Origin of the sequence: Pseudaminobacter soli (ex Li et al. 2025) (assembly GCF_029892515.1) — a bacterium.
GTDB lineage: Bacteria > Pseudomonadota > Alphaproteobacteria > Rhizobiales > Rhizobiaceae > Pseudaminobacter > Pseudaminobacter soli_A.
This window is the reverse complement of sequence record NZ_JARXVF010000003.1, coordinates 448,970-475,626: the sequence shown is the minus strand read 5'-3', so window position 1 is coordinate 475,626 and position 26,657 is coordinate 448,970. Positions and strand designations below refer to the sequence as shown.

General features: G+C 62.0%; 31 protein-coding genes and 1 tRNA gene. 16 read left to right on the top strand and 16 right to left on the bottom strand.

Features of this window, described 5'->3' with window-relative positions; translation table 11 throughout:
- Positions 1-63 precede the first annotated feature (63 nt).
- The 4 genes from M2281_RS16740 to rpiA all read right to left on the bottom strand — a co-directional run bounded on the left by M2281_RS16740 (position 64) and on the right by rpiA (position 4,416).
- Positions 64-1,437: a class II 3-deoxy-7-phosphoheptulonate synthase gene (locus M2281_RS16740; protein ID WP_280822306.1), complete on the bottom strand. Its 1,374-nt coding sequence runs from the start codon at positions 1,435-1,437 to the stop codon at positions 64-66.
- Positions 1,438-1,577: 140 nt separating this feature from the next.
- The gene (gene gor, locus M2281_RS16735) at positions 1,578-2,969 is read right to left on the bottom strand and encodes a glutathione-disulfide reductase (protein ID WP_280822305.1); all 1,392 of its coding nucleotides are present in this window, start codon (positions 2,967-2,969) and stop codon (positions 1,578-1,580) included.
- Positions 2,970-3,117: 148 nt separating this feature from the next.
- Positions 3,118-3,699: a DUF2059 domain-containing protein gene (locus M2281_RS16730; RefSeq protein WP_280822304.1), complete on the bottom strand. Its 582-nt coding sequence runs from the start codon at positions 3,697-3,699 to the stop codon at positions 3,118-3,120.
- An 18-nt stretch (positions 3,700-3,717) separates the two neighbouring features.
- Positions 3,718-4,416, bottom strand: coding sequence for a ribose-5-phosphate isomerase RpiA (gene rpiA, locus M2281_RS16725; protein WP_280822303.1), 699 nt, complete (start codon positions 4,414-4,416; stop codon positions 3,718-3,720).
- 165 nt (positions 4,417-4,581) lie between these two features.
- Between rpiA and M2281_RS16720 the strand changes: the two genes are divergently transcribed.
- A complete protein-coding gene (locus tag M2281_RS16720; protein WP_280822302.1) occupies positions 4,582-5,265 on the top strand; it encodes an HAD family hydrolase in 684 nt (227 codons plus the stop codon).
- A 67-nt stretch (positions 5,266-5,332) separates the two neighbouring features.
- Positions 5,333-5,407: transfer RNA gene (locus M2281_RS16715), tRNA-Val, on the top strand.
- Positions 5,408-5,570: 163 nt separating this feature from the next.
- Here M2281_RS16715 and M2281_RS16710 read toward each other — a convergent pair.
- Positions 5,571-7,505 carry a L,D-transpeptidase family protein gene (locus M2281_RS16710; protein WP_280822301.1) on the bottom strand — a complete coding sequence of 645 codons (1,935 nt, stop codon included), beginning with the start codon at positions 7,503-7,505 and terminating at the stop codon, positions 5,571-5,573.
- Between the two features lie 288 nt (positions 7,506-7,793).
- Here M2281_RS16710 and M2281_RS16705 point away from each other — a divergent pair, with 288 nt between their 5' ends.
- Complete coding sequence (locus M2281_RS16705; RefSeq protein ID WP_280822300.1) at positions 7,794-8,189, top strand: rhodanese-like domain-containing protein; 396 nt, start codon at positions 7,794-7,796, stop codon at positions 8,187-8,189.
- 13 nt (positions 8,190-8,202) lie between these two features.
- Here M2281_RS16705 and M2281_RS16700 read toward each other — a convergent pair whose 3' ends face one another.
- A complete protein-coding gene (locus M2281_RS16700; protein ID WP_280822299.1) occupies positions 8,203-9,114 on the bottom strand; it encodes an alpha/beta hydrolase in 912 nt (303 codons plus the stop codon).
- 47 nt (positions 9,115-9,161) lie between these two features.
- Here M2281_RS16700 and M2281_RS16695 point away from each other — a divergent pair, with 47 nt between their 5' ends.
- On the top strand, positions 9,162-9,614 hold the full coding sequence (locus M2281_RS16695; RefSeq protein WP_280822298.1) for a MarR family winged helix-turn-helix transcriptional regulator: 453 nt from the start codon (positions 9,162-9,164) through the stop codon (positions 9,612-9,614).
- Positions 9,615-9,681: 67 nt separating this feature from the next.
- On the opposite strand, the gene M2281_RS16690 is transcribed toward M2281_RS16695, so the two are convergent.
- Both M2281_RS16690 and M2281_RS16685 read right to left on the bottom strand, forming a co-directional pair.
- Complete coding sequence (locus M2281_RS16690; RefSeq protein ID WP_280822297.1) at positions 9,682-10,293, bottom strand: pyridoxamine 5'-phosphate oxidase family protein; 612 nt, start codon at positions 10,291-10,293, stop codon at positions 9,682-9,684.
- 66 nt (positions 10,294-10,359) lie between these two features.
- Positions 10,360-10,710, bottom strand: coding sequence for a DUF971 domain-containing protein (locus M2281_RS16685; protein ID WP_280822296.1), 351 nt, complete (start codon positions 10,708-10,710; stop codon positions 10,360-10,362).
- 203 nt (positions 10,711-10,913) lie between these two features.
- Here M2281_RS16685 and moaA point away from each other — a divergent pair, with 203 nt between their 5' ends.
- The 3 genes from moaA to M2281_RS16670 all read left to right on the top strand — a co-directional run bounded on the left by moaA (position 10,914) and on the right by M2281_RS16670 (position 13,446).
- On the top strand, positions 10,914-11,909 hold the full coding sequence (moaA, locus tag M2281_RS16680; RefSeq protein WP_280822295.1) for a GTP 3',8-cyclase MoaA: 996 nt from the start codon (positions 10,914-10,916) through the stop codon (positions 11,907-11,909).
- A 657-nt stretch (positions 11,910-12,566) separates the two neighbouring features.
- Positions 12,567-12,938, top strand: coding sequence for an ArsR/SmtB family transcription factor (locus M2281_RS16675; RefSeq protein ID WP_280822294.1), 372 nt, complete (start codon positions 12,567-12,569; stop codon positions 12,936-12,938).
- 16 nt (positions 12,939-12,954) lie between these two features.
- A complete protein-coding gene (locus M2281_RS16670) occupies positions 12,955-13,446 on the top strand; it encodes an SRPBCC family protein (RefSeq protein WP_280822502.1) in 492 nt (163 codons plus the stop codon).
- A 42-nt stretch (positions 13,447-13,488) separates the two neighbouring features.
- On the opposite strand, the gene M2281_RS16665 is transcribed toward M2281_RS16670, so the two are convergent.
- The gene (locus M2281_RS16665) at positions 13,489-14,103 is read right to left on the bottom strand and encodes a dihydrofolate reductase family protein (protein WP_280822293.1); all 615 of its coding nucleotides are present in this window, start codon (positions 14,101-14,103) and stop codon (positions 13,489-13,491) included.
- 136 nt (positions 14,104-14,239) lie between these two features.
- The gene (locus M2281_RS16660) at positions 14,240-14,758 is read right to left on the bottom strand and encodes a winged helix-turn-helix transcriptional regulator (protein WP_280822292.1); all 519 of its coding nucleotides are present in this window, start codon (positions 14,756-14,758) and stop codon (positions 14,240-14,242) included.
- A 130-nt stretch (positions 14,759-14,888) separates the two neighbouring features.
- Here M2281_RS16660 and M2281_RS16655 point away from each other — a divergent pair, with 130 nt between their 5' ends.
- The 9 genes from M2281_RS16655 to M2281_RS16615 all read left to right on the top strand — a co-directional run bounded on the left by M2281_RS16655 (position 14,889) and on the right by M2281_RS16615 (position 21,624).
- A complete protein-coding gene (locus M2281_RS16655; protein ID WP_280822501.1) occupies positions 14,889-15,548 on the top strand; it encodes a glutathione S-transferase family protein in 660 nt (219 codons plus the stop codon).
- Between the two features lie 92 nt (positions 15,549-15,640).
- Positions 15,641-16,552, top strand: coding sequence for a DMT family transporter (locus tag M2281_RS16650; RefSeq protein ID WP_280822291.1), 912 nt, complete (start codon positions 15,641-15,643; stop codon positions 16,550-16,552).
- A 98-nt stretch (positions 16,553-16,650) separates the two neighbouring features.
- A complete protein-coding gene (mobB, locus tag M2281_RS16645) occupies positions 16,651-17,163 on the top strand; it encodes a molybdopterin-guanine dinucleotide biosynthesis protein B (RefSeq protein ID WP_280822290.1) in 513 nt (170 codons plus the stop codon).
- 205 nt (positions 17,164-17,368) lie between these two features.
- On the top strand, positions 17,369-18,145 hold the full coding sequence (locus M2281_RS16640) for an ABC transporter substrate-binding protein (RefSeq protein WP_280822289.1): 777 nt from the start codon (positions 17,369-17,371) through the stop codon (positions 18,143-18,145).
- A gap of 106 nt (positions 18,146-18,251) precedes the next feature.
- Entirely contained in the window at positions 18,252-18,968 is a 717-nt protein-coding gene (locus tag M2281_RS16635) for an ABC transporter permease (protein WP_280822288.1), read from the top strand.
- Complete coding sequence (locus M2281_RS16630) at positions 18,965-19,795, top strand: ABC transporter permease (protein ID WP_280822287.1); 831 nt, start codon at positions 18,965-18,967, stop codon at positions 19,793-19,795. The genes M2281_RS16635 and M2281_RS16630 overlap by 4 nt, the downstream gene beginning before the upstream one ends.
- Positions 19,796-19,858: 63 nt before the next feature.
- The gene (locus tag M2281_RS16625) at positions 19,859-20,326 is read left to right on the top strand and encodes a VOC family protein (protein ID WP_280822286.1); all 468 of its coding nucleotides are present in this window, start codon (positions 19,859-19,861) and stop codon (positions 20,324-20,326) included.
- A 119-nt stretch (positions 20,327-20,445) separates the two neighbouring features.
- A complete protein-coding gene (locus M2281_RS16620) occupies positions 20,446-21,315 on the top strand; it encodes an NAD(P)-dependent oxidoreductase (protein WP_280822285.1) in 870 nt (289 codons plus the stop codon).
- A gap of 48 nt (positions 21,316-21,363) precedes the next feature.
- Entirely contained in the window at positions 21,364-21,624 is a 261-nt protein-coding gene (locus M2281_RS16615) for a DUF2188 domain-containing protein (RefSeq protein ID WP_280822284.1), read from the top strand.
- Between the two features lie 40 nt (positions 21,625-21,664).
- Here M2281_RS16615 and M2281_RS16610 read toward each other — a convergent pair whose 3' ends face one another.
- From M2281_RS16610 to M2281_RS16585, 6 genes are all read right to left on the bottom strand, one after another.
- A complete protein-coding gene (locus M2281_RS16610; RefSeq protein ID WP_280822283.1) occupies positions 21,665-22,393 on the bottom strand; it encodes an MOSC domain-containing protein in 729 nt (242 codons plus the stop codon).
- 117 nt (positions 22,394-22,510) lie between these two features.
- A complete protein-coding gene (locus tag M2281_RS16605) occupies positions 22,511-23,050 on the bottom strand; it encodes a MerR family transcriptional regulator (RefSeq protein WP_280822282.1) in 540 nt (179 codons plus the stop codon).
- A gap of 323 nt (positions 23,051-23,373) precedes the next feature.
- Positions 23,374-23,700 carry an integration host factor subunit alpha gene (locus M2281_RS16600; protein WP_280822281.1) on the bottom strand — a complete coding sequence of 109 codons (327 nt, stop codon included), beginning with the start codon at positions 23,698-23,700 and terminating at the stop codon, positions 23,374-23,376.
- A 205-nt stretch (positions 23,701-23,905) separates the two neighbouring features.
- Entirely contained in the window at positions 23,906-24,877 is a 972-nt protein-coding gene (locus tag M2281_RS16595) for a beta-ketoacyl-ACP synthase III (protein WP_280822280.1), read from the bottom strand.
- An 8-nt stretch (positions 24,878-24,885) separates the two neighbouring features.
- Positions 24,886-25,953, bottom strand: coding sequence for a phosphate acyltransferase PlsX (gene plsX, locus M2281_RS16590; RefSeq protein ID WP_280822279.1), 1,068 nt, complete (start codon positions 25,951-25,953; stop codon positions 24,886-24,888).
- Positions 25,954-26,069: 116 nt separating this feature from the next.
- On the bottom strand, positions 26,070-26,630 hold the full coding sequence (locus tag M2281_RS16585) for a YceD family protein (RefSeq protein ID WP_280822278.1): 561 nt from the start codon (positions 26,628-26,630) through the stop codon (positions 26,070-26,072).
- Between the last annotated feature and the right edge of the window lie 27 nt (positions 26,631-26,657).

Here is a 26,657-nt window from a genome sequence, read left to right as displayed (position 1 = left end):
CAAACAAAAAGGGCGCCGGAATTTCCGACGCCCTTTTTGTTTTCAGAGACGAACGACGCTCTGTTAGGCGTTCGCGACCTTCTTCTGGTTACGGTCGGCGCCCTTCTTCAGCAGCTCCGACACCAGGAAAGCCAGCTCGATCGCCTGATCGGCATTGAGGCGCGGGTCGCAATGCGTGTGATAGCGATCCTGCAGCTCCTCGTCGCGGATCGCGCGCGCGCCGCCGGTGCATTCGGTCACATTCTTGCCGGTCATCTCGACATGGATGCCGCCGGCATGCGTGCCTTCCGCGGCGTGGACGTCGAAGAACGCCTGCACCTCGCTCAGGATGCGGTCGAACGGACGCGTCTTGTACCCTGCGGCCGTGACGGTGTTGCCGTGCATCGGATCGCAGGACCAGACAACCTTGCGACCTTCCTTCTGCACCGCACGCACCAGCTTGGGCAGGTGATCGCCCACCTTGTCGGCACCGAAGCGAGCGATCAGCGTTAGGCGGCCGGGCTCGTTCTCCGGGTTCAGCAGATCGATCAGTTCCAGCAGACCATCCGGGGTCAGCGACGGACCGCACTTCAGGCCGAGCGGGTTCTTGATGCCGCGGCAGTACTCGATATGGGCGTGATCGGGCTGGCGCGTACGATCGCCGATCCAGATCATGTGGCCGGAGGTGGCGTACCAGTCGCCGGACGTCGAGTCGACGCGGGTCAGCGCCTCCTCGTAGCCGAGCAGCAGCGCCTCGTGGCTGGTGTAGAAATCGGTCTCGCGCAGTGCGAAGTTGTTCTCAGACGTGATGCCGACCGCGCTCATGAAATTCATGGTTTCGGTGATGCGGTTGGCAAGCGCCTCGTAGCGCTCACCCTGAGGGCTGTCGGACACGAAGCCGAGCATCCAGCGGTGCACGTTCTCTAGGCTGGCATAACCGCCCTGGGCGAAAGCGCGCAGCAGGTTGAGCGTGGCGGCCGACTGGCGATAAGCCATTTCCTGGCGCGCCGGATCCGGCACGCGCGACTTCTCGTCGAAGTCGATGCCATTGATGATGTCGCCGCGATAGCTCGGCAGGCTCACGCCGTCGCGAGTCTCGATGTCCGAGGAACGCGGCTTGGCGAACTGGCCGGCGATGCGGCCGACCTTGACCACCGGCTGCGCGCCGGCGAAGGTCAGCACGACTGACATCTGCAGGAAGACGCGGAAGAAGTCGCGGATGTTGTCCGCGCCGTGCTCGGCGAAGCTTTCGGCGCAGTCGCCACCCTGGAGCAGGAACGCTTCGCCGTTCGCAACAGCGGCGAGCTGCTTCTTCAGCTTGCGTGCTTCACCTGCAAAAACCAGCGGCGGAAAGGATGCAAGACGGGCCTCGGTTTCAAACAGCGCAGCCTGGTCCGGATAAGCCGGAACCTGCTGGATGGGCTTGTTGCGCCAGGACTTCGGAGACCATTTCGTCATTGTTGCACCCAATACTTGTTGTCACGGCAGAAAACTGACCGGCAAAACACCCGCAATTTCGGGGACAGGCCCCTATACAGGAAGCCGACCCCCTATTCTACCCCGGATTTGGGCCGGAAGCGAACGCGTTCAAGGTTTTCCTAGTCGACCCGCTGCCCGTTTTTCACCAGGTAGCTCGGCTTGTACATCGTCACCAGTTCTTCGGCGGCTGTCGGATGAACCGCCATGGTGCGGTCGAAGTCATCCTTGGTGAGACCCGCCTTCAGCGGAATGCCGAGAAGCTGCGCCATTTCGCCGGCATCCGGGCCCAACACATGGGCGCCGATCATCCGCCGCGTATCGGCATCGACCACCAGCTTCATCAGCATCTTCTCTTGCCGACCCGACAGCGTATGCCGCATTGGCCGGAAGGTGGCGCGATAGATCTCGAGATTGGCGAAGCGCTTGGACGCCTCGTCTTCTGACAGGCCGACCGTGCCGATCTCCGGCTGCGAGAACACCGCCGTCGCGATGCAATCATGATCAGGCTTGGTCGGATTGTTCTTGTAGGCGGTCTCGATGAAACACATCGCCTCGTGGATGGCCACTGGGGTCAGCTGGACGCGGTTGGTGACGTCGCCGATCGCCCAGATGTTGTCGATGCTGGTGCGCGAATAGTCGTCGACGATGATCTCGCCCATCTTGCCCATTTCGACGCCGACCTCTTCCAGGCCGAGATTTTCCGTGTTCGGAATACGGCCGATGGCGAGCATCATCTGATCGGCCGTCAGCACCTCGCCACCGGTGAGATGCGCATCGAGGCGTCCGTCGGCACGCTTCTCGATCTTCTCGAAGACCGTGTGCAGCATGATCCTGATGCCCTTCTTCTCCATGGTCTCATGCAGCATCTGCCGCAGATCCATGTCGAAGCGGCTCAGAATCTCCTTGCCGCGATAGATCAGGGTCGTCTCGACGCCCAGGCCGTGGAAAATGTTGGCGAACTCGACGGCGATATAGCCGCCGCCCGAAATCACGATGGACTTAGGCAGTTCCGGCAGATCGAAGGCCTGGTCGGAGAAAATGCAATATTCATGGCCGGGCAACGCGGTATGCGGGTTGGGCCGCCCGCCGGTGGCAATCATGATCTGGTCGGCGGTGACGGTTCGGTTCTCGCCCTCGAGCCTGATCGTGTGCCGATCCACGAGCGTCGCGCGGGTATGAATAATCTCGCCGCCATTGCCGGCAACGCCCTTCTGGTAGAGCCCTTCCAGCCGGGAGATCTCGCGTTCCTTGTTGTTGACCAGCTTGCGCCAGTCGAAGCTCGCTTCCGGAACGGTCCAGCCATAGCCGGCCGCATCCTCGAACTGCTCGGGAAACTGGGACGCATAGACATAGAGCTTCTTGGGCACGCAGCCGCGGATCACACAGGTGCCGCCGAAACGGAATTCTTCGGCAATCGCCACCCGCTTACCCATCGAGGCCGCCACGCGCGCCGCGCGAACGCCGCCGGAGCCGCCGCCAATGACAAAAAGATCGTAGTCGTATGCAGTCATGATTCCTCTTCTCCGTTGGCGGGCAGACGACAGTTAGAGCGTTTTGCGGCCGGATTGAACCGTCTGTTCGACCAAGAGCCAATTCACCAAAAGAAAAGCCCGGGCAACCCGGGCTCTTCGAACAATATGGTGATGCGCGTGCTCGCGATCAATTGGCCGGTGCGGCCTCGCCCTGCTGGGCGGGCTCGGCGGCATCCAGGGTGCCCGGCTTGGGGACCAGACCCTTTTCCTTCAGGGTCGCCTCGAGCGTGGTCGCGGCCTGCTCGGCGAGGTCGCGGGCAATGCCGCGCTGCCAGATGTCGGCGGCCTTGGCCGCTTCGCGCGTCACGATCGGGCCGTCCTGCAGCAGCTTCTTGCCGGCCGGCGAATTATAGAACACGGCGATCGCCTTGAGATCTTCCTCGGAGAACACGCGTGCATAGGCCATCGCGGTTTCCTTCTCCAGGTCGGTGCGGCGGCCGGCGAGCTTCAGCGTCGTGTCATCGACGGTCGAGGTGATGACTTCCTGAAGATCCGGGTTCTTGTCGATCATCTGCGCCTTCAGCGCAGCGGCGGCCTGCGGCAGGATTCCATCGTAGAAGTCGGTTGCCTTGATGGCGGCGACCGCATCGCGGGCAGCCTTCAGGTGCGCCTCGGAGATGTCCTGCGCAAATGCCGGAGCTGCGACTGCAAGAACAGCCGACGCCGCCACCATGGCGGAGAAGCGGCGAACGCGATGGACCAAATTCATGATGGATAAGACTCCTGTTTATCGGGTCGCATGGACCGTTCTGACACCGTCGGCGCTCGCAATAATGGCTGCTTGCGCCAAGCCGAGGAACAGACCGTGTTCGACAACCCCCGGAACGGCGAAGAGACCATTTGATAGCGCTCTTGGATCGGGAATGCGGCCAAAAGATGCATCAAGGATGAAATGTCCACCGTCTGTAACAAACGGAACGCCGTTCGTCATCCGCAATGTCAGTGGACCGGACAGGCCAAGTTCCTTGGCCACAGCAGCGATGGCAATTTCGGTAGCTTTCAGGCCAAACTTGTTGACTTCGATGGGTAGCGGAAACTTGCCGAGTGTTTCCACCATCTTGGACTCATCGGCGATGACAATCATCTTGCTGGAGGCAGCCGCCACGATCTTCTCGCGCAGCAGCGCGCCGCCACCGCCCTTGATCAGCGAAAGCTGCGGATCGACTTCGTCGGCACCGTCGATGGTCAGGTCGAGTTCCGGCGTTTCGTCCAGCGTGGACAGCGGCACGCCAAGCTCACGGCAAAGCGCTGCCGTCCGCTCGGACGTCGGCACGCCGACGATCTTAAGGCCGCCCGCAACCTTTTCGGCAAGCAGCCGGACAAATTCCTCGGCCGTCGAACCGGTTCCGATCCCCAGCCGTGCGCCGTCCTCCACATGGCCGAGCGCCACGCGGGCGGCTTCAATCTTCAAAGCTCGTGCATCCATCGGAGTCGTCCCGGCCACCCTGTTGTTCGGCTGCGCTCCTATCATTTTTAGGCCATGCGGCAAAGGCTTTCTACCGCCCAGGCCCAACCGCCGATGCTTGCGCCGCAAGGGCCCGCAGGCTATGCGCGAATCAAAGCCCCGCAACTGCGACACGAGGACATGCCCATGAGCCGCCCGATCATCGTATTCGACCTCGACGGAACCTTGATCGATACGGCGCCGGACCTGCTCGACAGCCTGAACCACAGCCTTGCCGCGGGCGGCATTCCGCACACCGACGCCTACGGGTTTCGCAGCCTTGCCGGCCAGGGCGGCCGCGTGATGATCGAACGCGCCTATGCCGCGCAGCGCAAAACCCTGCCCTCGGACGAACACGACCGGCTCTACACGCTCTTTCTCGACCACTACGGCGAGAACATGCCCGGCCGCTCCCAGCCTTATCCAGGCGTGATCAAGGCGCTCGACCGCTTCTCCTCCGCAGGCTTCCTGCTGGCGGTCTGTACCAACAAGACCGAATTCTTCGCACGCAAGCTTCTGGAAGCCCTGGATCTCGACCGGCGGTTCGCCGCTATCTGCGGCCAGGACACCTTCGCCTTCCGCAAGCCCGACCCGCGTCACCTCGTCGAAACCATCGCAATGGCCGGCGGTGACCGTGACAGGTCAGTGATGATCGGCGATTCGCGGACCGACATCGACACCGCCAAGGCAGCCGGCATTCCCGTCGTCGCGGTCGATTTCGGCTATACAGACCGCCATGTGCGCGAATTCGAGCCCTCGAAAATCATCTCCCACTATGACGAATTGACGATCAGCCTCGCAGAAGCGCTAATTGCTGCTGTAAGAGTGTAATCAGTGCCTTGACTTCGTGTGTGGTCGTCTCCTATATCGCCCCACGCTTTGCCTTCGGGCGATGAGCGGGCGATTAGCTCAGCGGGAGAGCACACCCTTCACACGGGTGGGGTCATAGGTTCAATCCCTATATCGCCCACCATTCTCCTCGACCAAATTTTGTCTTTTGCAGCGCGCCAGATTCCTGACGCGCCATTTGCCGTTCCTGAAATATCTTGAAAACCCCCGCCCGCGCGCCGACGCATATCGGGCGGCGGCATGGCGGTGCGCAAAAAAACGGCCGGTAGAACCGGCCGATTTTCGTGTCACATGTTGGTCTTGCGCGCGGTCTCGACCTTGTCGAGTGCGAGCTTCAGATGCCCGTCGCGATCGTAGACATCGTTGAAATACTCGACCTTGCCGTTAGGCTCGGGCCAAGCCGTGAAGTAGGCGATGTAGACAGGAATATCGCGCGTCACCTTTTCCGACGAATGCCCAGCTTTGAGCTTCTTGGCGATGTGCGCGACATCGGTGCCCAGCACTGCGGCAGCCATTCCGCGCGGATCCTTCAGTCGGATGCAGCCATGGCTGAAGGCACGCGAATCGCGATCGAACAGCGCCTTCTGCGGCGTGTCGTGCATGTAGATGGCATGCTTGTTGGGGAACAGGATCTTCAGCTCGCCCAACGCATTGGCTTCGCTCGGAATCTGCCTGACGTTGAAGGGAATCTTCGCGCCATACTGGCCCCAATCGATGGCCGAGGACGGAATGCGCTTGCCCTTGGCGTCGGTCACCTCATAGCCGGAACGGTCGAGATAGCCGGGATCGTTGCGCAGGCGCGGCAGCATCTCGTTGACGATGATCGACTGCGGAACGCCCCAATAAGGGTTGTAGTCGACCTGCTTGATCTCATTGAAGAAGAAGCTGGTCTGATTCTCAGGGCGGCCGATGATGACGCGCATCTTCAGCTTTTCCTCGTCGCTCTCGATATAGGTCGCGGTGAAGGCCGGCTGGTTGATGAACACGCGCGTGCTGCCGAGGTCGGACGGCAGCCACCTCATTTCTTCGAGCGCATATATCACCTTCTGCAGGCGGTCGGCTTTCGGCGTGCCCGCAAGCTTCAGCACGGTATGCGGACCAATGACGCCGTCCGCCTTGAGCCCGAACTTCTTCTGCACGGCCTTGATGACCGGAGCGAGGTCCTGCTCATAGACTCCGCTTTGGCCGAGACGTTCAACCAGCGGGGCGTATTCGTCCTTCAGCAGATCGCTGTGGTCGCGCGCGATCAGTCGAAGCAGTTTCGGAAATTCGGGGCTGCTCTGCCCCGGCTTCAGCTTGAGCTTGGGATCGACGACGATATCGTCATCGCCAAGGGCATTCAGCGCTTCGAGTTCGGCGCGCAATGCACGGAATTCGGCGTTCTGCGGATGGCGCGATTCCATATACGCCTGCGCATCATTGGTCTGGCTCATTATCTTGAGCACGCCGAGCATGTTCAGAGGCTTGGCTGGAAAGTCGTGATAGCCGGAAATGCGGTTCGGATCGACGCGCCCGCTCTGGGCATCGCGCACATAGCGCAGCACACGGGCGGAAAGCGCCATCTCGAAGCGCATCATGTCGCGATGTTTCGTCGAGGCATTGTCGGCGGAAGCGAGTTCCGACGGGACGTCCACCGCATAGTCGGACTCATCGAGCCCAAAGCTGCGGGCATTCCCCAGAACACGCATGGCATCCTGCGCACGGCTGCTGGGGGCATCGTCTGACACCCAGATGAACTCGGGGTTGGCCTTGTAGTAGTCGACCAGGGCCGCGGCCACGTCCTTTTCCGCGTAAAGGTCAAACCCGTCCAGCCCCGCCAATCCCTCGCGGAACTCGGTCGTTACCGGCGCGTCCAGCGATGCCGATTTCGCCCCGGCTTCCAGCGCGGTGAAATCGACGCGGACGAGCGGGTCGGCCTTGTAGGTGTAGTAGGTCGGCCCTGTAATCTTTTCGACCGGCTTTTGGGCCACCGACCCGACCGGCCTGTGGCTATGCTTTTGAACGGGATACCATCCCCGTTCCGGGCGTACCCTCCTGTCCGGGTGCGGCGGCGGCGGAAACTCTCCGTAGCGCTCATACTCGCCGGGCGCGTACCGCTGCACGCGGCCACCGCCGAATATCATGTCGAGAATGTTTTGGGCCGAAGCCTGCGGGACAGGCAGCGCCAGAACCATGGAAAGGACTGCGGGGAGAATTGCGGTCTGTTTGGCAGAGAACGTCATTGATCACTCGTTCCGGTGGGGAAAGCCGAGCTACCCCCTATTAACGCCGCCAGAGCAAACCGGTTCACCCATGGCGGATGTAAGACGCGAGGGGTTCGATACACACCGATTTGGTTAAGACTTTGCTTATTTTGGCTATGTGTTGCAGGGCAGCTCCACAATCCGGCTGCTTCACGACAACGTGAGTGTCGGCGCGATCACAATTGTTTCCCGCGCAACTGAGGTAGCGGCGAAGCCATCACCATGCGATTGTCCAGCCCCGGAAAAGACACCGCTCGGGGGATGGCGATGAAAAAGGGCTACAAACAACTTCTCGACGAGGCGAATGCCGAGATCGAGGTCGTCTCGCCGGAGCAGGCTGCCCATCTTCTGGACGATCCGGAGACAATCTTCGTCGACCTGCGCGACCCGCGCGAACTGCAGCGCGAAGGCCAGATCCCCGGCGCCGAGCATTGCCCGCGTGGCATGCTCGAATTCTGGATCGACCCGGAAAGCCCGTATCACAAGGCGTTCTTTTCCTCCGGAAAGGCTTTTGTCTTCTTCTGCGCCGGCGGCTGGCGCTCGGCGCTGGCTACCAAGACCGCGCAGGACATGGGGCTGGAGCCGGTGAAGCATATCCTTGGCGGCTTCACCGCATGGAAGCAGGCGGGCCTGCCGGTGACCATGCCTGAAAAGAAGGGCTGAGCCCGCCCCCGTTTCAATGCAAAGGCGCCGGCTCATCCGCCGCTGCGACAAAGCCCACAACCTGCTGGACGATGCCCGGATCGGACAGGATGCGCCTATGGCCCAGCCCCTCGGCCCAGACCAGCCGCACATGGTCACCGGCCCTTGCCAGGTTTCGTGCGTCTTCGGCCGAAACTTCGGCATCGTCCGGCGCATGAACGACCAGCGTCGGGGTGCTTAGCCGCGCGAGTTGCTTCGCGCTCGTAAAATGCGCCAGTCCATGGCCCGACAGGCGCCTGATGCGGTCGTCAAGTGCGGAGGCCGAACGCCTGCCGAGGTTCACATACCTGCGAAAGCCGTCGAACACTTCCGAAAGTGCGTTGGGCGCGGCGATCATGACCAGCCGCCTGGTCTCGATCGGCGCGACCCCGTCGACTGCCCCGGCCACCGCGTTGGCCGCAACGGCCCCTCCGAAGGAGTGACCGATGACGGCGGCGAAGGGACCGAACCACTCTCCGCCAGCGCGGGCAGCAGCTACACCGCTGGCCATGTTGAGACGGCGGCCGGTCGAAGCGCCGTGACCGGGCAGATCGAGCGACACGACGCGGAAACCGGCGTCGCGGCAGCCCTCGATCAGGGCATGCATATATTCGGTGCGCGAGCGCCAGCCGTGAATCACCAGCACCGTGCCGGCGAAAGGACGTCCCTCGCCCGGCCTGAATTCATGCACCGCCACACAGTTCGAACCGACTTTGATCCTGTGGTGACGCGCCTCGGCCATGAAATCCACAGCCCTTTCCACGGCTCTCCGCTCGCCTGCGGTCAGCACTTTGGGGTTGGGCGTCCGGCAAAACAGCTCGAAACCGATCCGACCGCCCAGTCGTGGGGCGACCAGTTCGGCCGCGCCGAAAACGCCCCGGATGACCTTCAGTGCAATTGATGCCATATTAGCGGTCCGAGTAATGGTTCAATTATGAACATGATAGTTCAATCATGAACAATAAACAAGAGCTACCCTGGGACAACCCGCGCTTCCGCAACTGGGTTGCCGTGGCACGTGCCTGCCATTCGGTCGAACGCGCCCTGGCTGGCGCGCTCGCGCCGCTGGACCTGAAGCCGGCACAGCTCGACGTTCTGATGAACCTCTACCGCCACCCCGGCATGTCCCAGCACGATCTGGCGCGTAGGCTGCTGGTGGGCCGTTCCAACATCACCATGCTGCTGCCGCAGCTGGAGAACCGCGAGCTTCTGCGCCGGGAAAGCGACGGGAAGGACAAGCGCGTGCTGCGGCTGTCGCTGACGCCTGCCGGCGAGGCGCTGCTGATGGAAGCGCTGAAGGTCTATATGGACCTGCTCGACAAGGTCATGGGGCAATCCACGCCTGCCGAATGCGACCTCTTGGGCGACCACATGCGCCGGGTCGCCGAGGCTCTAAAGGTCGAATAGAGCATTTTGCAGCCAAGCGGGTTCGCTTGGCGTCGCACAAATGCGGCTAAAACAACAGGATAGCCCTCTACCACATGCTGGCCTTGGCGCGCTCCGGCCATTCGCGGTCGTAGGCTTCGCCGTCGATTCCCGCCTTGCTCGTGACCGCCAGCATCTGTCCCGGCGTTGGCAGCGACTTGGCATCGACGTGCTTTTCCGGGTTCCAAAGTTCCGAGCGGACAATGGCGCGTGCGCACTGGAAATAGACGGCATCGACCGTCATCACCGTCACCGAGCGAGCCGGCTTGCCGTCAACGGTGAAGGAGGCGCACAGCTCAGCGTCGGTGGTGATGTGCGCGCGGCCATTGACCCGCAAAGTCGTGCCCGATCCGGGTACGAGGAACAGCAGCCCTACCCGACCGTCGCGAATGATGTTCTTTAGCGAATCGGCGCGATTGTTGCCGCGCCGGTCGGGCATCATCAGCGTCCGCTCGTCATGGATGCGCACAAAGCCGGCTAGGTCGCCGCGCGGGGAGCAATCGAGCCCCTCCGGCCCGCAGGTGGCGAGCGCCACGAAGGGCGAGGCCTCGATGAAGGCGGCATATTCGGGGATGATGCGGTCGAGTTCCTTGACCAGCGAGGTCTCGCCGGGAACGCCGTAGAGCGCTTCTAGTTCTTCGACCGTGCGAATGATGGACATGCCCCGAACCTCCGGTTTTGACTTCGCCTCGCGACTATTTCATTTCCGTGACATGCCGGTGACCGCTCACCCTCGCGAAAGCCCCTTTTCGGCGAGTTCCGCCAGATAGGCGTTCCAACGCTCTTCCTTCTCGTGGCCCAGCGTGTGCAGGTAGTCCCAGGTGAAAATTCCGGTGTCGTGCAGATCGTCGAAGATGATGCGCACCGCATAGTTGCCAATGGGCTCGATCTTCAGGATCGCGACGTTGCGCTTGCCCGGCACCGTCACGCGCTGCTGGGGCGAATGCCCCTGCACTTCCGCCGAAGGCGACAGCACCCGAAGCAGTTCGGCCGACAATTCGAACGGCCGGTGATCCGGGAAGGTCACCGTCAGCGTCCTGCGGTCCTTCGATACCCTCAATTCCTTCGGTGCCGTCATGCCCTCACCTCGTCAAATCCGCCTTCTTCCCTACGCCTGTTCGCAGCACGCGAAAAGCGGTTACCTTCTCTCACCAAAGCCGACATTGCCGCGTCGGCCCCGAGAATGTTACCTAGAGCGTTATAGCCTACCTTGAATGACGAAATCCGCTATACGACATTCAAGGTGCCGGCAGGCAGCATGTGTTGAGGAACCGCAGCCGCATGAACATGATCGATCCATTCGGGCGTACGATCACCTATCTGCGCGTATCGGTCACCGACCGCTGCGACTTCCGCTGCACCTATTGCATGGCCGAGGACATGACCTTCCTGCCCAAGAAGGATCTTCTGTCGCTCGAGGAACTCGACCGGCTCTGCACGGTGTTCATCGAAAAGGGCGTGCGCAAGCTGCGCCTGACCGGCGGCGAGCCGCTTGTCCGCAAGAACATCATGCATCTGGTGCGCCAACTTTCGCGCCATCTCGACAGCGGCGCGCTCGACGAGATCACGCTGACCACCAATGGTTCGCAGCTCGCCCGCTATGCCCCCGAGCTCGCCGAATGCGGCGTCAAGCGCATCAACGTCTCGCTCGACACGCTCGACCCTGAAAAATTCCACGCCATCACCCGCTGGGGCCATCTCGACAAGGTCATGGCCGGCATCGACGCCGCGCAGGCAGCCGGGCTGAAGATCAAGCTCAACGCCGTGGCGCTGAAGGATTTCAACGACAAGGAACTGCCCGACATGCTGCGCTGGGCGCATGGTCGCGGCATGGACCTGACCGTCATCGAAACCATGCCGATGGGCGAGATCGACGAGGACCGCACCGACCAGTATCTGCCGCTGTCGCTGCTGCGGGCCGACCTCGAAAAGCAGTTCACCCTCACCGACATCCCCTACAAGACCGGCGGCCCGGCGCGCTATGTCGAGGTCACTGAGACCGGCGGCAGGCTCGGCTTCATCACGCCGATGACGCATAATTTCTGCGAGAGCTGCAACCGCGTGCGGCTGACCTGCACCGGCACGCTCTATATGTGCCTCGGCCAGGAGGATGCCGCCGACCTGCGCGCGCCGTTGCGTGCCTCGGAAGGCAACGAACTGGTTTCCGACGCCATTGACGAGGCCATCGGCCGCAAGCCAAAGGGCCACGATTTCGTCATCGACCGCCGCACCAATCGCCCCTCGGTCTCGCGCCACATGAGCGTGACTGGCGGGTGATTTATTCCCGCGCCAGCACGCTTCATCCCGCCCCCATGGTTCGAGGCTCGCTTCTCGCTTCGCTCGAACCTCGCACCTCACCATGAGGGCTTCCGCCTGCGCCCACCTCCTGGGTTGAGGTTGTCGCCGCGCCAACGTCCCTCATCCTGAGGAGGCGCGAAGCGCCGTCTCGAAGGACGCACCTATTCATTGCCACGCCCGGTTTTCACCGTCTGGCCATTTCAAAGAACACTCCCTTTCGAGAGTTGGGAAGACGGGCGGTCGGGAAACGCGCTCATCTAGTAATTTATCTGCGGTCTCCACGACCGCCCGTTCGATGAGCTTGCCCCGCTCAGTCGCCTCCACATTCGCGCCGCCAGCCGCCGCAAAGGCCCGGACTTGGGGGTTCATCACCCAGCAGCGCCACCGTTAGCGCCACCAGCCCGGACATCATCGCCCTCCACGCTCATCCGGTTCATGACCCGTGTTCCCGCTGAGGCCGATGCGAGGGATTATGCGGGAGGTGGAATGGTGGGGGATGAAGAAGGTAGCGATTTTCCTTTCGAGGCGAATGATTTCAATCAGTTAGCGCTGCCAACGCTTCAAATTCATCCATCGGACAGCGGGTAGATATCAGACGTACCAGATCCAAAACTTAGCCAGTACTGAAAGTTTTTCTTGACCGGCGCCGCGCACCGGTCAATACTTTCCGAAATGGCTAAGTTTTCAACTGATCTGGATAGAGCTTTTTCGGCCCTCGCAGATCCGACCAGGCGGGCGATCGTCAGTCGTTTGTGTGATGGACCGAAATCCGTAACCGAACTTTCCGAGCCGTTCGAAATAGCTCTGCCATCGCTGCTCAAACATGTGCGCGTCCTTGAGCAGAGCGGCCTCGTCAGTTCTGAGAAAATTGGACGCGTTCGAACCTGCAAGATTGAGCCGGACGTCCTTCATGCGACCGAAGCGTGGATACACCAGCATATTTCTGCCTGGGAGAAACGCCTCGATCGCATGGAAGTCCACATCGAACGCATGAAGAGGAAGAATTAGGACAATGAGTGACCCAATCAAAAACTCCGCTTCCCCTTGGCGAGACTGGCCTCTCGATCGTGAAATCGTCCTGGGTCGAGTAATCGACGCTCCCCGGAGCCTCGTTTACTCAGCATGGACGGACCCGGAACAAATACAGATGTGGTTTGGGCCCGAAGGCATGGCGATCGAAACCAAGGAGATCGACCTCAATCCGGGCGGAGTCTGGCGATTTGACATGGTCGCTGCCGGAGGCATTCGCTACAGCAACCGAATGGTCTTTCTCCGAATGGAGGCCCCGTCGCTCATTGAGGTCGAGCACGGTTCAGATCAGGAAAACGACCCCAATAGATTCAGGATGCTCGTCACCTTCGATGAACAAAGCGACGGCAAGACCGTCCTCACGCTCCGTCAAATGCATCCGTCCACGGAGCGGCGAGAATGGGCGATCGGCTTTGGCGCTGTCGAATATGGAGGGCAGACGCTGCAGAAACTGGCTCTCCACGTTGCGAAGGTCAGGGGCAAATGAGCGAATGGGGCTGCAAACCCGACATTGACGGAAACAGCAGCCTCACTCCCGCGGCCAATGCAGCAGCGAGGCGGGACGGTTGCGCACCACGCGAAAGCGCATGTGCGTGACGAAGGGCGATTTCACCGCCCGGGTCATTTCCAGCTCGACGGGTTCGGTGCCAAGGTTCTCAAACAGTCGGGTGCCAGAACCGAGCAGATGCGGCACCAGCTGGATGTAGATTTCATCGACCAGCCCGGCGCGCAAAAATTGCTGGGCCGTGTCGGCGCCCATGAGGATGACGTCGCGCTCGCCGGCCGCCGCCTGCGCCCTCCCCAGCGCGCTGTCGATGCCGTCATTGACGAAGGTGAAGGTGCCGCTCGGCATGGAGAGGTTTTCGCGGCTTTGATGCGTGAGCACGAAGCACGGCACGGGGTATGGCGTGTCCGCCCACGGGCCGAGGCCGACTTCGAAGGTGCGCCTGCCGAGCACGACCGCGCCCACCGAATCCGAAAGCTCGCGCGCCATTTCCGGGTCGACGCCGCGATCGGGGCTTTCGTTGAACAGCCATTCGTGCAGCCGCTCGCCGCCCTCACCCATCGGCTGCTCGACGCTGACGCGAGGGCCGGCAACAAAGCCGTCGAGCGACATGCTGAATGCCATCACGACACGGCCCATGGCCGCCTCCTATCGTGTTGCCCGCTGCATAGCCCAAAATCGGATCCGACTTTTGGGAAGGATCATGCGTAGATCTAATGCGCTGCAGCGTGTTTTTCTCGCCCGACCGGGCGAGCGGCGCTCTAGCCGGCCCGGCTCAGGCTCCTGCCCTTTCCGCCGCCTGCCGCGCAACCACCTCTTCATAGGCCGCCTGCAGCGTCTCGCGCACCGATGGTTCGGCGGAGCTATTCGCCGGCGCGCCAAGGTGCTCGACGCGCAGCTCCGCCATGAATTTCTCCCACAGCGGCGGCCCACCCTCCTCCAGCAACTGGGCGCGGATGCTGAGATCCTCGCTGACCGGCAGCCACTTGCGCCCCCAGGCGGCCAGATGCGCCATGATCGGCAAGACCTCGATTGCCTTCTCGGTCAGGCTGTAGATGGCCTTCTGCTTGTGGCTGGGATCGTCGGCCTTAGTGATCATATCCTCTTCGAGGAGCATTTTCAGCCGGTCGGCCAATATGTTGGAAGAAATGCCCTCTTCCGAGCGGAGCAGCAGCTCGCGAAAATGCCGGCGCCCGCCGAAAATGATGTCACGCAGGATCAACAGGCTCCATTTGTCGCCAAAGATCTCCAGCGACAGATTGATGGGGCAGCCGGAGCGGTGGGCGTCGTTCATCAAATACCTCCGAAAACCGATTGCATTATCGCACCAGTGATAATAGCGTACAACCGGTTGCAATATGCAATCACTATTGTCGCAGCAGCAGCAGCAGCAGCAGCACGCTGTTCAAAAAGGCGAGATTTGCATGTCCCTGACCCTTCATCTGCACCCGCTGTCCTCTTATTCCCACAAAACGCTGATTGCCTTTTACGAGAATGACGTCCCCTTCACGGCAAATAATTTGGACCTCGCCAACGAGGAGTGCCGGACGGCGTTCAGGAAACTCTGGCCGCTTGGCAAGATGCCGGTGCTGCGCGACGAGGCACGGGACCGCACTGTGCCGGAATCGACCATCATCATCGAATATCTGGCGCGCCACTATCCCGGCCCTGTCGAATTGCTGCCGGCCGACCCGGAGCTTGCCTTGCAGGTGCGCTTCGCCGACCGTTTCTACGACTTTTACGTCCATACCCATGTGCAAGGGATCGTGGCCGACCGGCTGCGCCCAGCAGGACGGCACGACCCCTACGGCGTGGAACAGAAGCGTGCGGCGCTGACAAGCTCCTATGACATCATCGAGGCCGAGATGGCGACGCGGACATGGGCTACGGGCGAAAGCTACACGATGGCCGACTGCGCGGCCTCGCCGGCGTTGTTCTATGCCAACGAAGTGCTGCCCTTTGGCGACACGCACAGACACGTTGCCGCCTATTTCGAGCGGCTCAAGAAACGGCCTTCCTTTGCGCGCGTGTTGAAGGAGGCCGAACCTTATTTCCACATGTTCCCGAGACAGAACCTGGCCTGAGTTTTCTTGGCCCAGCGCTTTGCCGTTGCTGTTTTGCCTGCGATTGCCGCAATCATGGGCAAAATATCAAGACCAACGGAATCGGGAACGCCTTGGCACTTTCGCAAAATCTTCGCGGCGCGACGTTCATGGTCGTCTCGATGGCCGGCTTCACCATCAACGACGCGCTGGTGAAGCTTGCCTCGATGGAGATGAACCTCGGCCAGGTGATGCTGGTGCGCGGAATTTTCGCCACGGTGCTGATTGCGGTTCTGGCCTGGTACAAGGGCGCGTTGAGCGCCCCGCGCCTGATCCTTCACCCGATGGTGGGCCTGCGCGCCATCGGCGAACTCGGCGGCACGATCTTCTTCCTGATGGCGCTGCAGCATTTGCCGATCGCCAATGTCGCGGCCGTGATGCAGGCGCTGCCGCTGATGGTGACGCTGGCCGCCGCTCTGTTCCTGGGCGAAGGCGTGGGCTGGCGCCGCTGGCTGGCGATCGCGATCGGCTTTGCCGGGGTCATGGTCATCGTGCGTCCGGGCTTCGAGGGCTTTAATGCCTATGCGCTGCTGGCGCTGGTCAGCGTCGCCTTCTGCGCGCTGCGCGACCTTGCCACCCGCCACCTTCCCTCGCACGTTCCCTCGCTGCTGGTTTCGACCATCACCGCCGCGATGGTGGGGGCCTGCGGTGCGGTGCTGATCCAGCCGCTGGGCGGCTGGACGCCGATGACGACCGAGGGCATCACACTGCTTGCGGTGGCGGCCCTCGTGCTTTTGTTCGGCTACCAGTTCATCATCATGTCGATGCGCTGCGGCGACATCTCCTTCATCGCCCCGTTCCGCTACACGGGGCTGCTGTGGGCGATCGCGCTGGGTTATCTGCTGTTTGGCGACGTGCCCGACATGCCCATGATCGTCGGCGCGGTCATCATCGTCGGCTCCGGCATCTACGCGCTGTTCCGCGAGCAGGTAGTGAAGCGACCGGCCACCGCGCAGGCTGCGGCCATGGCTTCGGATGGCGTTTGAACGCAACTCCGTTCCGTGGAAATCTGGAGCGGCGGCTGGACGGCGCGGCAAATATCGCCGATCCCTCCTGTCGTAGAGCAATTGCAGGCAAGAACGACGTGACACAGCGCGTATTCGGCATCACCGGCTGGAAGAATTCCGGCAAGACCACGCTGACCGAGAAGCTGGTGGCGACGCTGACCGCGCGCGGCTGGCGCGTCTCGACCGTCAAGCACGCGCACCACGCCTTCGACATCGACAAGGAAGGCACCGACAGTTTTCGCCACAGGCAGGCCGGCGCGGGCGAAGTGGCCATCGTTTCGGGCACGCGCTGGGCGCTGATGCATGAGCTGCGCGGCGACGACGAACCGCGCCTGGAAGACATTCTTGCTCGCCTTTCGCCCTGCGACATCGTGCTGGTGGAAGGCTACAAGCGCGAGCATCACCTGAAGATCGAGGCACGGCGGCGCGAGGGACGAAACGGCGCGCCGCTTTCGTCCGACGATCCGCAGATCGTCGCCATCGCCGCCGACCACCCGGTATCTGGCGAGACGATTCCGGTGTTCGATCTCGATGACGTCGTGACTATCGCCGACTTCATCGAGAAAGTGACGGGGCTAAGAAAAGCCTGACGTTGGGGAAGCCCGCCAAACATCGAGGCTGGCTTCGCAAGCAAACCCGCCAAATGCAAACAGATCGGGGCCAAGTGGTGCCGAGGCCTCGGTTTGCAGTTGCTTTTTTGTCGGAAAGAGTGGGAGTATCTTCGACAGTAGAGGTCGGGCACGGCCTCCAACAATGCCGCCCAAGCCGCGGCGAATAATGACAGAGAGGAACATCATGCGAATTGGAATGCGTATCGCGCTTGCGGCATCGGCCATAGCGTTGGCGATCGGAGCCGCACATGCTGAGGAAAAGACACTCAAGATCGGTACGGAAGGCGCCTACCCGCCCTTCAACAACCTGACCTCCGACGGCAAGCTCGAAGGCTTCGACATCGATATCGCCAAGGCGCTCTGCGACGAGATGAAGGTCAAGTGCGAGTTCGTCACCCAGGATTGGGACGGCATCATCCCAGCACTTCAGGCCGGCAAGTTCGACGCCATCGTCGCCTCGATGTCGATCACGCCCGAGCGCATGAAGAAGGTCGACTTCACCAACAAATACTACAACACCCCGCCCGCAATCGCCGCACCCAAGGACAGCGACATCAAGGGCGTGACCAAGGAAGACCTCGCAGGCAAGACCATCGGCGTGCAGGGCTCGACCACTCACTTCAACTATTCCGAACAGACCTATACCGACAGCACGATCAAGCCCTATCCGACCGCGCAGGAGTATCAGCTCGACCTCGCCAACGGCCGCCTCGACGCGGTGAATGACGACATCGTGGTGGTCCAGCAGTGGCTGGATTCGCCCGAAGGCGCCTGCTGCAAGCTGGTCGGCCTCATCAAGCCGGTCGAAGAAATCCACGGCAAAGGCGCCGGCATTGCCGTCCGCAAGGGCGACGACGAGCTGCGCGAGAAGCTGAACGCTGCCATCACGGCGATCCGCGACAATGGAAAGTACAAGGAAATCAACGACAAGTACTTCAAGTTCGACGTCTACGGCGGCTAATGCCACGATGAAATCGTCGCTCTGACCATAAGAACGGCGGGATTCTGTCCCGCCGTTCGTGTACTTGCAGGGTGGGAATCGAACTTCCGACAAGAGAAGGTAGTAAATGGAGAGTAGTATCTGGACGCTTCTCAGCTGGGGCCCTGAGGGGTGGAGCCGCAGCATAGCCTATGGCGTCTTCACCACGGTCTCGCTTGCGCTGGCCACCCTGCCGATCGGGCTGTTCATCGGCTTTCTTATTGCGCTCGCCAAGCAGTCGTCGGAGCCCTCGCTCAGGCTGGCTGGCAACATCTACACCACCATTTTCCGCGGCTTGCCCGAGCTTTTGACGCTGTTTCTGGTGTTTTACGGCGCCCAGCTCGGCATCCAGCAGGTCGCGCGCATGTTCGACCCAAACGCGGCCATCGAGATCAACAGCTTCGTCGCCGGCATGGTGGCGCTCGGCGTCATGTTCTCGTCCTATGCCAGCGAAGTGTTCCTGTCGGCCTTCCGCGCCATTCCCGCCGGGCAGTATGAGGGCGGCTATTCGATCGGCCTGACCAAGGGCCAGACCATGCGGCTGGTTGTGCTGCCGCAGCTCATCCGCATCGCCCTGCCCGGCCTTTCCAACCTCTGGCTGATCCTTCTCAAGGACACCGCGCTGGTGTCGGTGATCGGCCTGTCGGATATCCTGCGCCAGGCGACCATCGCGTCGCGCGTAACCAAGGAAAGCTTCCTCTTCTTCGGCGTGGCCTGCCTCGCCTATCTGGTCCTGGCCATTATCTCCTCCTTCGGCATCCGCGCCGTCGAGCGCGCGGTCGGCGAGACGGAGATGCATCGATGAGCAGCGCCGTGCAAAACTCCGAAATCGTCGATCGTCCCCCGCCGCAGGCACGCGGCTGGCCGCGCGAACGAGTGGCCGGATATGCGCTTGTCGCCATCTGGGCGCTGTTCGGCCTTGGCCTGCTGCTGTTCCTGATACGCGCCTGGGACCCCGAACTCTTCGCCAAATATGCCCCGCTCTATCTGCACGGCATCTGGGTGACGCTGTCGCTGGTCGCGATTTCCATCGTCATGGGCGCGATCCTGTCGCTTCCGATCGCCTTTGCGCGCATGTCGCGGAACTCCGTGCTTCAGGCGCTGTCCTACGGCTATGTCTATTTCTTCCGCGGCACGCCGCTGCTGGCCCAGACCTTCCTGGTCTACTACGGCCTCGGCTCATTCAGGCCGCAGCTGGAAGCCATCGGCCTCTGGAGCTTCTTCCGCGAAGCCTGGTACTGCGCCATCTTCGCCTTCTCGCTCAACACCGCCGCTTACCAGGCCGAAATCCTGCGCGGGGCGATCCAGAGCGTGCCAAAGGGCCAGTGGGAAAGTGCGGCCTCGCTCGGACTATCGAAATTCCTGACGTTGCGCAAGATCATCCTGCCGCAGGCCCTGATCGTGGCGCTACGCCCCTACGGCAACGAGATCATCCTGATGATCAAGGGCTCGGCCATCGTCGCCATCATCACGGTCTACGACCTGATGGGCGAGACGCGCCGCGCCTATTCGCGCACCTTCGACTTCCAGACCTACATCTGGGCAGCACTGATCTATCTGTCGATGGTCGAGACGCTGCGCCATGGCGTGGAATGGATCGAGCGGCGCATCACGCGGCACTTGAAGCGCTGACGAAAGGACGGAATTCCTCTCGGAACTTCCTTTCCATGCACAGCTGGCAAGTTGCGAGGAAGCGTGGACGATCCATTCAAGCACGCCACGCTCGGCGCCGGCGTCTTCTACAAGGACCCGATGGCCGCTCTGACCTGGTTGGAGCGCGCCTTCGGGTTCCAGCGCAGCATCCTCGTTACCGATCCGGCTGGAAACCTCGTGCATTCCGAGATGCGGTTTGCCGATGCCTATCTCGTCATCGATTCGGAATGGTCGAGCGACATCGCGAGCCCAGCCTCGGTGGGCGGCAAGAACACTCAATCCGTCTACCTGAAACTCGAGCAGGGACTGGACGAGCATTGCGAATGCGCGCGACAGGCTGGAGCGGAAATTCTACAGGAGCCGGCAGATCAGCCCTACGGCGACAGAACCTATAGGGCGCGCGATCCCGAGGGGCACATCTGGACATTTTCCCAAACCGTTCGGCACGTTTCGCGCGAGGCGATGGAAGCCGTCAGCGGGTGGAAGATAGACGGATGGCATCAGGATTAGGCTCGTAGCGGCCAGTCTTTGCCGTTGTCTGCGCCTGTACCAACAGGCCCTCCCTTGACGAATCTTCCCCATGCCATAGACCTGAAAACACAAAGCAGACCGGCATGAGAGGATCGAGAATGGCATCGGTTGCATTTCTGGGACTTGGCGTGATGGGCTATCCGATGGCCGCGCACCTGAAAAACAGGGGCGGCCATGACGTGACGGTCTACAACCGCACCACCGCCAAGGCCGAGAAATGGGTTGCCGAGCACGGCGGCAGCTATGCGCGGACCCCGCGCGAGGCAGCCGAAGGCAAGGATTTCGTCTTTGCCTGCGTGGGCAATGACGACGACCTGCGCAGCGTCACCATCGGGTCGGACGGCGCCTTCCAGTCGATGAAGAAGGGTTCCGTTTTCATCGACAACACCACGGCTTCGGCTGAAGTGGCGCGTGAACTGGGAGAAGCGGCCAAGGCGCGCGGTTTTTCGTTCCTAGACGCGCCGGTTTCGGGCGGCCAGGCGGGCGCCGAAAACGGCGTGCTGACCGTGATGGTGGGCGGCGAACAGGCCGTGTTCGACCATGCGCGGCCGGTGATCGAAGCCTATGCGCGCATGGTGGGCCTGATGGGGCCCGTAGGCGCAGGCCAGCTCACCAAGATGATCAACCAGATCTGCATCGCCGGCCTCGTGCAGGGGCTGGCCGAGGGCATCAATTTCGGCCAGCGCGCCGGGCTCGACATCGAAAAGGTGGTCGAGGTGATCTCCAAGGGCGCTGCCGGTTCGTGGCAGATGGAAAACCGCCACAAGACCATGAAGGACGGCAAATATGACTTCGGCTTTGCCGTCGACTGGATGCGCAAGGACCTGAAGATCTGCCTCGAGGAGGCCGACCGCAACGGAGCGGCGCTGCCCGTCACCGCGCTGGTCGACCAATTCTACAAGGACGTGCAAGGCATGGGCGGCAACCGCTGGGACACCAGCTCGCTGATGGCGCGGCTTCAGAAGTAGCGTTTGCCGTTCCTGTCATGCATGCCGGCTCAAAACGGGAGCATGACGATGATGAAGGTGACCTACCAGATCGTGGAACACGATGGCGGCTGGGCCTACAAGCTCGGCGATGTCTATTCCGAGACCTTCGGCAGCCGCCAGGCTGCCATGGACGCCGCCAAGGCCGCGGCCTCGGAACAGCAACTGGCCGGCCGCACCGAGGGCATTACCTACCAGGATGCGGACGGCCATTGGCACGAGGAAGTGTCGCAGGGCAGCGACCGGCCGCAGGTCGACGTCGAAGGCGAGCAGAAGTCAGGCCGCAAATAGGCCGGTTGGGCAGCCGCCGCGCTCTTTCGCGAATGCCGGATCAGATAAGCGCGATCTCGTCGCCGACGCGAAGCCGTCCGGCGGCCTCGACCGCGGCCAGAATGCCGAAACCGCCCGCGCCGTGGCGGGTGATGGCATGCAGCACCGGCGGCGCAAAAGAGAGCCCGGCCTGCGCCAGGGCAATGAAGCTGCACCGCGCACAGGGCTCGCTCACCGCGACCCGTACGTCGCCAATCGCAAGCGTCCGGCCGATCCATTCCTTTTCGACAAAACCGTCGAGACCTGCTTCCGTCTCGACGAGGATGTTGGGCCGGAAGCGGCGAACATCGATTTCGACGCCCTCCGGCACAAGCTCCTGCAGCCGGCGGAGCGAGGCTGTGGTCAGAACATGCAGGTTCGCGCGCTCATAACGCGGCGCAGGCACTGTGGATGGACCCTCGCCCGCCGCGGCCTCGTAGGGCTGGAATTTCACCGGAAAGCCCAGCACCGCTTCCGCCGCCCGCGCGGCTTCCTCGGTGCCAATGCGGAACCACTCGTCGCCTGCGGCAATCTCGATTTCACCGCCATATGAGCGCGACCGCAGTTCCGGCGCGGGACGCCAGCGCTTTTCATTGTCGGGCGATGCAATGGCACCTGTCGCATCGAAAAGGCCCCAGGCCCGGTCGCCGACGACGCCCTGCCCGTCAAGCCGGACCTCATCCAGTTGCTCGCCGCGCAGCGAACTGACGGGATAGCGCCAGAGCGACGCGATTTTTCCGATCCTGGTCATTCGGCCTCCGCAGGTTCATTCACGCAGAAGCGTCGCCCGGCACGGCACTGGGCGCAATCGGCCAGAAGCCGTCCTCGGCGGTGGCAGCAAGTCACGCCCTGCTGAAGGCCGCTGAAATCAACGAACCTGGTCTAGCAGGCGCTTGCATTCCAGAAGGTCGAACAGCGCTTCCTGGAGCAGCGCGCGGTTGTCCCGCGAAAGCTTGCCCGCACCGGACTGCACCGGGCCCTCGTCGTCGGCCTTGCCGAGCCCGAAGAAACGGCGGCTTGGCTTGGCGCGCGGCTCGCCGACCAGCATCTCCTCGTCAAGGCGCGGCTGGGCGCCCGACGTCATCGGAGCCGTCTCTGCCTGCTTGCGCTGGGCAATCACCTCCACCGCCGCGACATCGCCATTGCCGACAGCCACCAGGAACTGGTTGCCGTTCTCGCGCAGCAGCTTTTGCACGCCCTTGATGGTGTAGCCCTGCTCGTAGAGCATGTGGCGGATGCCCTTGATCAGCTCGACATCCTGCGGCCGGTAATAGCGGCGGCCGCCGCCGCGCTTCATCGGCTTGATCTGGTTGAAGCGCGTTTCCCAGAAGCGCAGCACGTGCTGCGGCAGGTCGAGATCTTCGGCGACTTCGCTGATGGTGCGGAAGGCGTCAGCACTTTTTTCCATGGGCGCAACCCTCGCTCGCAGGCCGGACAATCGCGAACGCTTCGCGATGCGGCCTCGTCTCCAAGAACCCGTCTTGCCGAACGGGCCCTAACCTGTTGATCGGCCGGGATTTTTCGAAAACCCGTCGCCAAGTTCCGGATCGTAACCACGAGCGCGGCCCGACAGCCAAACGGAGCCAGCTGCGGGAGATCACGCCCGGAAACCGATTCGTACTATATTTCAGCGATTTGTGCGCCAATATTCAAGGCCGGCACAAGCCGGCCCTTCGGTTATCAACCAGAGGCGGGAATGCCTGCAGGCACGACGTGCCCGAATGCGGCTGGTTATTTGCCGCCGGCCTTGTTCTTGGGGCCCTGGTGCGCGCGCAGGATACGGCTCTTGAGCACGTTCGAGGCCTTGAACGTCATGACCCGGCGCGGCAGGATCGGCACTTCCTCGCCGGTCTTGGGATTGCGGCCAACGCGCTCGTTCTTGTCGCGCACGTGGAAGGTGGCGAAGGACGAAAGCTTGACGGTCTCGCCGCGCACGATCGCCTCGCAGATCTCGTCGAGGACGAGTTCAACCAGTTGCGCGGATTCGGTGCGGGAAAGTCCCACCTTGCGGTAGACTGCTTCGGCGAGATCGGCGCGTGTAATTGTCTTTGCCGCCATGGGTGCAGCAACCATCCTAGAGGCGATGAAAATTCAAAACGATATCAATGACGTTAGAAAATTGGCCCGCCGAGGTCAAGGACCCAACTTTAGGTCTTTCCGATTGATTTTGAATCGTTTTCGCCGCTGCGGGCTTGTCGGAAAGGGTTGTTGCGGCGGTCAGGCAGAGGGCGCGCGATTGGGCGCGCCCCACTAGCCTGGGTTGTTACCAGCGCAGCAGCACAGCACCCCAGGTGAAGCCGCCGCCCATGGCCTCGAGCAGCACCAGGTCGCCCTTCTTTATGCGGCCGTCGGCAACCGCGACCGAAAGCGCCAGCGGCACCGAGGCGGCGGACGTGTTGCCGTGCAGGTTGACCGTGACCACCGCCTTCTCCTCGGCGATGCCGAGCTTCTTGGCGGAAGCGTCGATGATGCGCTTGTTGGCCTGGTGCGGCACGAACCAGTCGAGGTCTTCGGCCGTGATACCGGCCTGCGCGAAAGTCGCCTCGATGACGTCGGTGATCATGCCCACAGCGTGCTTGAAGACCTCGCGGCCTTCCATGCGCAGATGACCGACGGTACCCGTGGTCGACGGGCCGCCGTCGACATAGAGCTTGTCCTTGTGCACGCCGTCGGAACGCAGCGAAGCCGCCAAAATGCCGCGATCGGCGATCGTGCCCTCGCCTTCGCCCGCTTCCAGCACCAGCGCGCCGGCACCGTCGCCGAACAGCACGCAGGTCGAGCGATCGTTCCAGTCGAGAATACGTGAGAAGGTTTCCGAACCGATCACCAGCACCCGCTTGGCCATGCCGCTGCGGATGTAGAGATCGGCGGTGGTGACGGCATAGACGAAGCCCGAGCACACCGCCTGCATGTCGAAGGCAAAGCCGTGATGCATGCCGAGCCGGTTCTGGATCTCGACGGCCGTGGCCGGGAAGGTGTTGTTGGGCGTGGAGGTCGCCAGAACGATCAGGTCGATGTCGGCAGGCGTCAGGCCGGCATCGGCAAGGGCCACGCGGGCCGCCGCTTCGCCGAGCGATGCAGTGGTTTCGTCATCGGAAGCGATGTGACGCTGGCGAATGCCGGTGCGCTGCGCGATCCACTCATCCGAGGTTTCGACCACGCCCTCGAAATCGGCATTCTTCATGATGCGGCGCGGCAGCGAGGAACCTACGCCACGCACAATCGATCTGATCATTGAAATTCCTATTCGTTACTGTCGTCCGCGAACTCGGTCGACCTAGTGGACGACTGCGGGCGGCGCGCATGGAACAGGTCGAGGTCAGCCTCGATCCGGTCCAGCAGCCTGTTTCTTACCATGTCGTAGCCAAGTTCGATCGCCGCGGCGAATCCTTCCGCGTCGGCGCCGCCGTGGCTCTTCACCACGATGCCGTTGAGCCCGAGGAAGACGCCGCCATTGACCCGGCGCACATCCATCTTCTCGCGCAGACGGGTGAATGCGCTCTTGGCAAAGAGATAGCCGATCTTGGCCATCAGCGTGCGGCTCATCGCAGCGCGCAGATATTCGCCGATCTGGCGGGCGGTGCCTTCGGCGGTCTTGAGCGCGATGTTTCCGGCAAAGCCCTCAGTCACCACCACATCGACCGTGCCGCGACCGATATCGTCGCCTTCGACGAAGCCGCGGTAGTCCATCGCCATCTTGCCGGCCTCACGCAGAAGCCGTCCGGCGTCCTTGACCTCTTCCTGGCCCTTGACCTCTTCGACGCCGACATTGAGCAGGCCGACCGTGGGCCGCTCCATGCCGAACAACGCACGCGCCATGCCGGTGCCGAGAATCGCAAAATCGACCAGCTGGTGCGAATCCGCGCCAATGGTGGCGCCGACATCGAGCACAACGCTTTCGCCGCGCATCGTGGGCCAGATCGCGGCAATCGCCGGCCGGTCGATCGTAGCCATGGTACGCAGGCAGAACTTCGACATCGCCATCAGCGCGCCGGTGTTGCCGGCGGAAATGCAGGCGTCAGCCTCGCCATTCTTGACCGCCTCGATGGCGCGCCACATGGAGGAGATGCGACGGCCATGGCGCAGCGCCTGGCTCGGCTTGTCGTCCATGCGCACTGCCACGTCGCAGTGATGGAATTCCACGATATCGGCGAGCTTGGGATATTTGTTCAGCTCGGGACGAACGACGTCCTCGCGCCCGAACACCACAAAGCGCACGTCGCTGCGGCGCGTGGCGACCGCCAAAAGCGCAGGAATGACGACCGCGGGTCCGTGGTCGCCGCCCATGGCATCGATGGAAATCCTTATCACTCGGTCTTTACTCTCGTTGGTCGAAAGACGGCTGCTCGAGCCTTGCTAAAGCTTGGCGAAAATAGCGGTTTTGAGGCAAGGCACAACCGACATTATCGCAAAGCGGCAGTGAGTGTTCAGGATTTATCGATGAGGGACTTCAGCTTGCGCTGAAATTCGCTCTCGACCGGTTCATCCGGCGCTTCATCGGACTTCTGCTGCAATGCGGCGCTGGTCTTGCGCGGATAGGGATCGATTCCCAGGCCGAAAAACTCTTCCGCCAGCGCGCCGACATCGATCGTGTCGCCGGAAAAAAGTTCGGGGCTGTCCGGGCCGTCGGCGCTGAGCAGGATCTCTCCGGCGGTTTCGAAACCTTCGCGCCCAAGCTTGGAATCCTCGGGCAGGAACAGTCCCGACACGTCCTCCGAAATGTGGTTTTCGATCGGCTCGAGCGTCACCACGCAGGTCTGCACGATGTCGGCCTCGACCTGGCCGGCCACTTTGACGCCATTGCGTTTCCAGGCAGTGACCATGAGTTCGGCGCGGAAGCGCTTGACGGAATCGAGGCCGTGGGCTTCGGCAAGTGCCGCGCGCTGCTTCTCGTTTGCCTCGATCACCACCGGAAGCCCTTTCTGCGGCATTCGGTTGACATGAACGTCGAAGGAAACCGGGCTTTTGATCTGTTCTTCATGATGCATGATGGGCTCCTTCCAGAGCGAGATGTG

What these genes read in the sequence shown, in the direction of transcription:
- M2281_RS16655 (WP_280822501.1), top strand. Translation starts at nt 14,889, where the DNA reads ATGTCCCTGACCCTTCATCTGCACCCGCTGTCCTCTTATTCCCACAAA.
- M2281_RS16610 (WP_280822283.1), bottom strand. Translation starts at nt 22,393, where the DNA reads ATGACCAGGATCGGAAAAATCGCGTCGCTCTGGCGCTATCCCGTCAGT.
- moaA (WP_280822295.1), top strand. Translation starts at nt 10,914, where the DNA reads ATGAACATGATCGATCCATTCGGGCGTACGATCACCTATCTGCGCGTA.
- M2281_RS16600 (WP_280822281.1), bottom strand. Translation starts at nt 23,700, where the DNA reads ATGGCGGCAAAGACAATTACACGCGCCGATCTCGCCGAAGCAGTCTAC.
- M2281_RS16690 (WP_280822297.1), bottom strand. Translation starts at nt 10,293, where the DNA reads ATGTCCATCATTCGCACGGTCGAAGAACTAGAAGCGCTCTACGGCGTT.
- M2281_RS16615 (WP_280822284.1), top strand. Translation starts at nt 21,364, where the DNA reads ATGATGAAGGTGACCTACCAGATCGTGGAACACGATGGCGGCTGGGCC.
- M2281_RS16740 (WP_280822306.1), bottom strand. Translation starts at nt 1,437, where the DNA reads ATGACGAAATGGTCTCCGAAGTCCTGGCGCAACAAGCCCATCCAGCAG.
- M2281_RS16685 (WP_280822296.1), bottom strand. Translation starts at nt 10,710, where the DNA reads ATGACGGCACCGAAGGAATTGAGGGTATCGAAGGACCGCAGGACGCTG.
- M2281_RS16710 (WP_280822301.1), bottom strand. Translation starts at nt 7,505, where the DNA reads ATGACGTTCTCTGCCAAACAGACCGCAATTCTCCCCGCAGTCCTTTCC.
- M2281_RS16620 (WP_280822285.1), top strand. Translation starts at nt 20,446, where the DNA reads ATGGCATCGGTTGCATTTCTGGGACTTGGCGTGATGGGCTATCCGATG.
- M2281_RS16705 (WP_280822300.1), top strand. Translation starts at nt 7,794, where the DNA reads ATGAAAAAGGGCTACAAACAACTTCTCGACGAGGCGAATGCCGAGATC.
- M2281_RS16585 (WP_280822278.1), bottom strand. Translation starts at nt 26,630, where the DNA reads ATGCATCATGAAGAACAGATCAAAAGCCCGGTTTCCTTCGACGTTCAT.
- M2281_RS16605 (WP_280822282.1), bottom strand. Translation starts at nt 23,050, where the DNA reads ATGGAAAAAAGTGCTGACGCCTTCCGCACCATCAGCGAAGTCGCCGAA.
- M2281_RS16700 (WP_280822299.1), bottom strand. Translation starts at nt 9,114, where the DNA reads ATGGCATCAATTGCACTGAAGGTCATCCGGGGCGTTTTCGGCGCGGCC.
- M2281_RS16730 (WP_280822304.1), bottom strand. Translation starts at nt 3,699, where the DNA reads ATGAATTTGGTCCATCGCGTTCGCCGCTTCTCCGCCATGGTGGCGGCG.
- M2281_RS16640 (WP_280822289.1), top strand. Translation starts at nt 17,369, where the DNA reads ATGCGAATTGGAATGCGTATCGCGCTTGCGGCATCGGCCATAGCGTTG.
- rpiA (WP_280822303.1), bottom strand. Translation starts at nt 4,416, where the DNA reads ATGGATGCACGAGCTTTGAAGATTGAAGCCGCCCGCGTGGCGCTCGGC.
- M2281_RS16595 (WP_280822280.1), bottom strand. Translation starts at nt 24,877, where the DNA reads ATGATCAGATCGATTGTGCGTGGCGTAGGTTCCTCGCTGCCGCGCCGC.
- M2281_RS16635 (WP_280822288.1), top strand. Translation starts at nt 18,252, where the DNA reads ATGGAGAGTAGTATCTGGACGCTTCTCAGCTGGGGCCCTGAGGGGTGG.
- gor (WP_280822305.1), bottom strand. Translation starts at nt 2,969, where the DNA reads ATGACTGCATACGACTACGATCTTTTTGTCATTGGCGGCGGCTCCGGC.
- M2281_RS16720 (WP_280822302.1), top strand. Translation starts at nt 4,582, where the DNA reads ATGAGCCGCCCGATCATCGTATTCGACCTCGACGGAACCTTGATCGAT.
- M2281_RS16660 (WP_280822292.1), bottom strand. Translation starts at nt 14,758, where the DNA reads ATGAACGACGCCCACCGCTCCGGCTGCCCCATCAATCTGTCGCTGGAG.
- M2281_RS16630 (WP_280822287.1), top strand. Translation starts at nt 18,965, where the DNA reads ATGAGCAGCGCCGTGCAAAACTCCGAAATCGTCGATCGTCCCCCGCCG.
- M2281_RS16695 (WP_280822298.1), top strand. Translation starts at nt 9,162, where the DNA reads ATGAACAATAAACAAGAGCTACCCTGGGACAACCCGCGCTTCCGCAAC.
- M2281_RS16665 (WP_280822293.1), bottom strand. Translation starts at nt 14,103, where the DNA reads ATGGGCCGTGTCGTGATGGCATTCAGCATGTCGCTCGACGGCTTTGTT.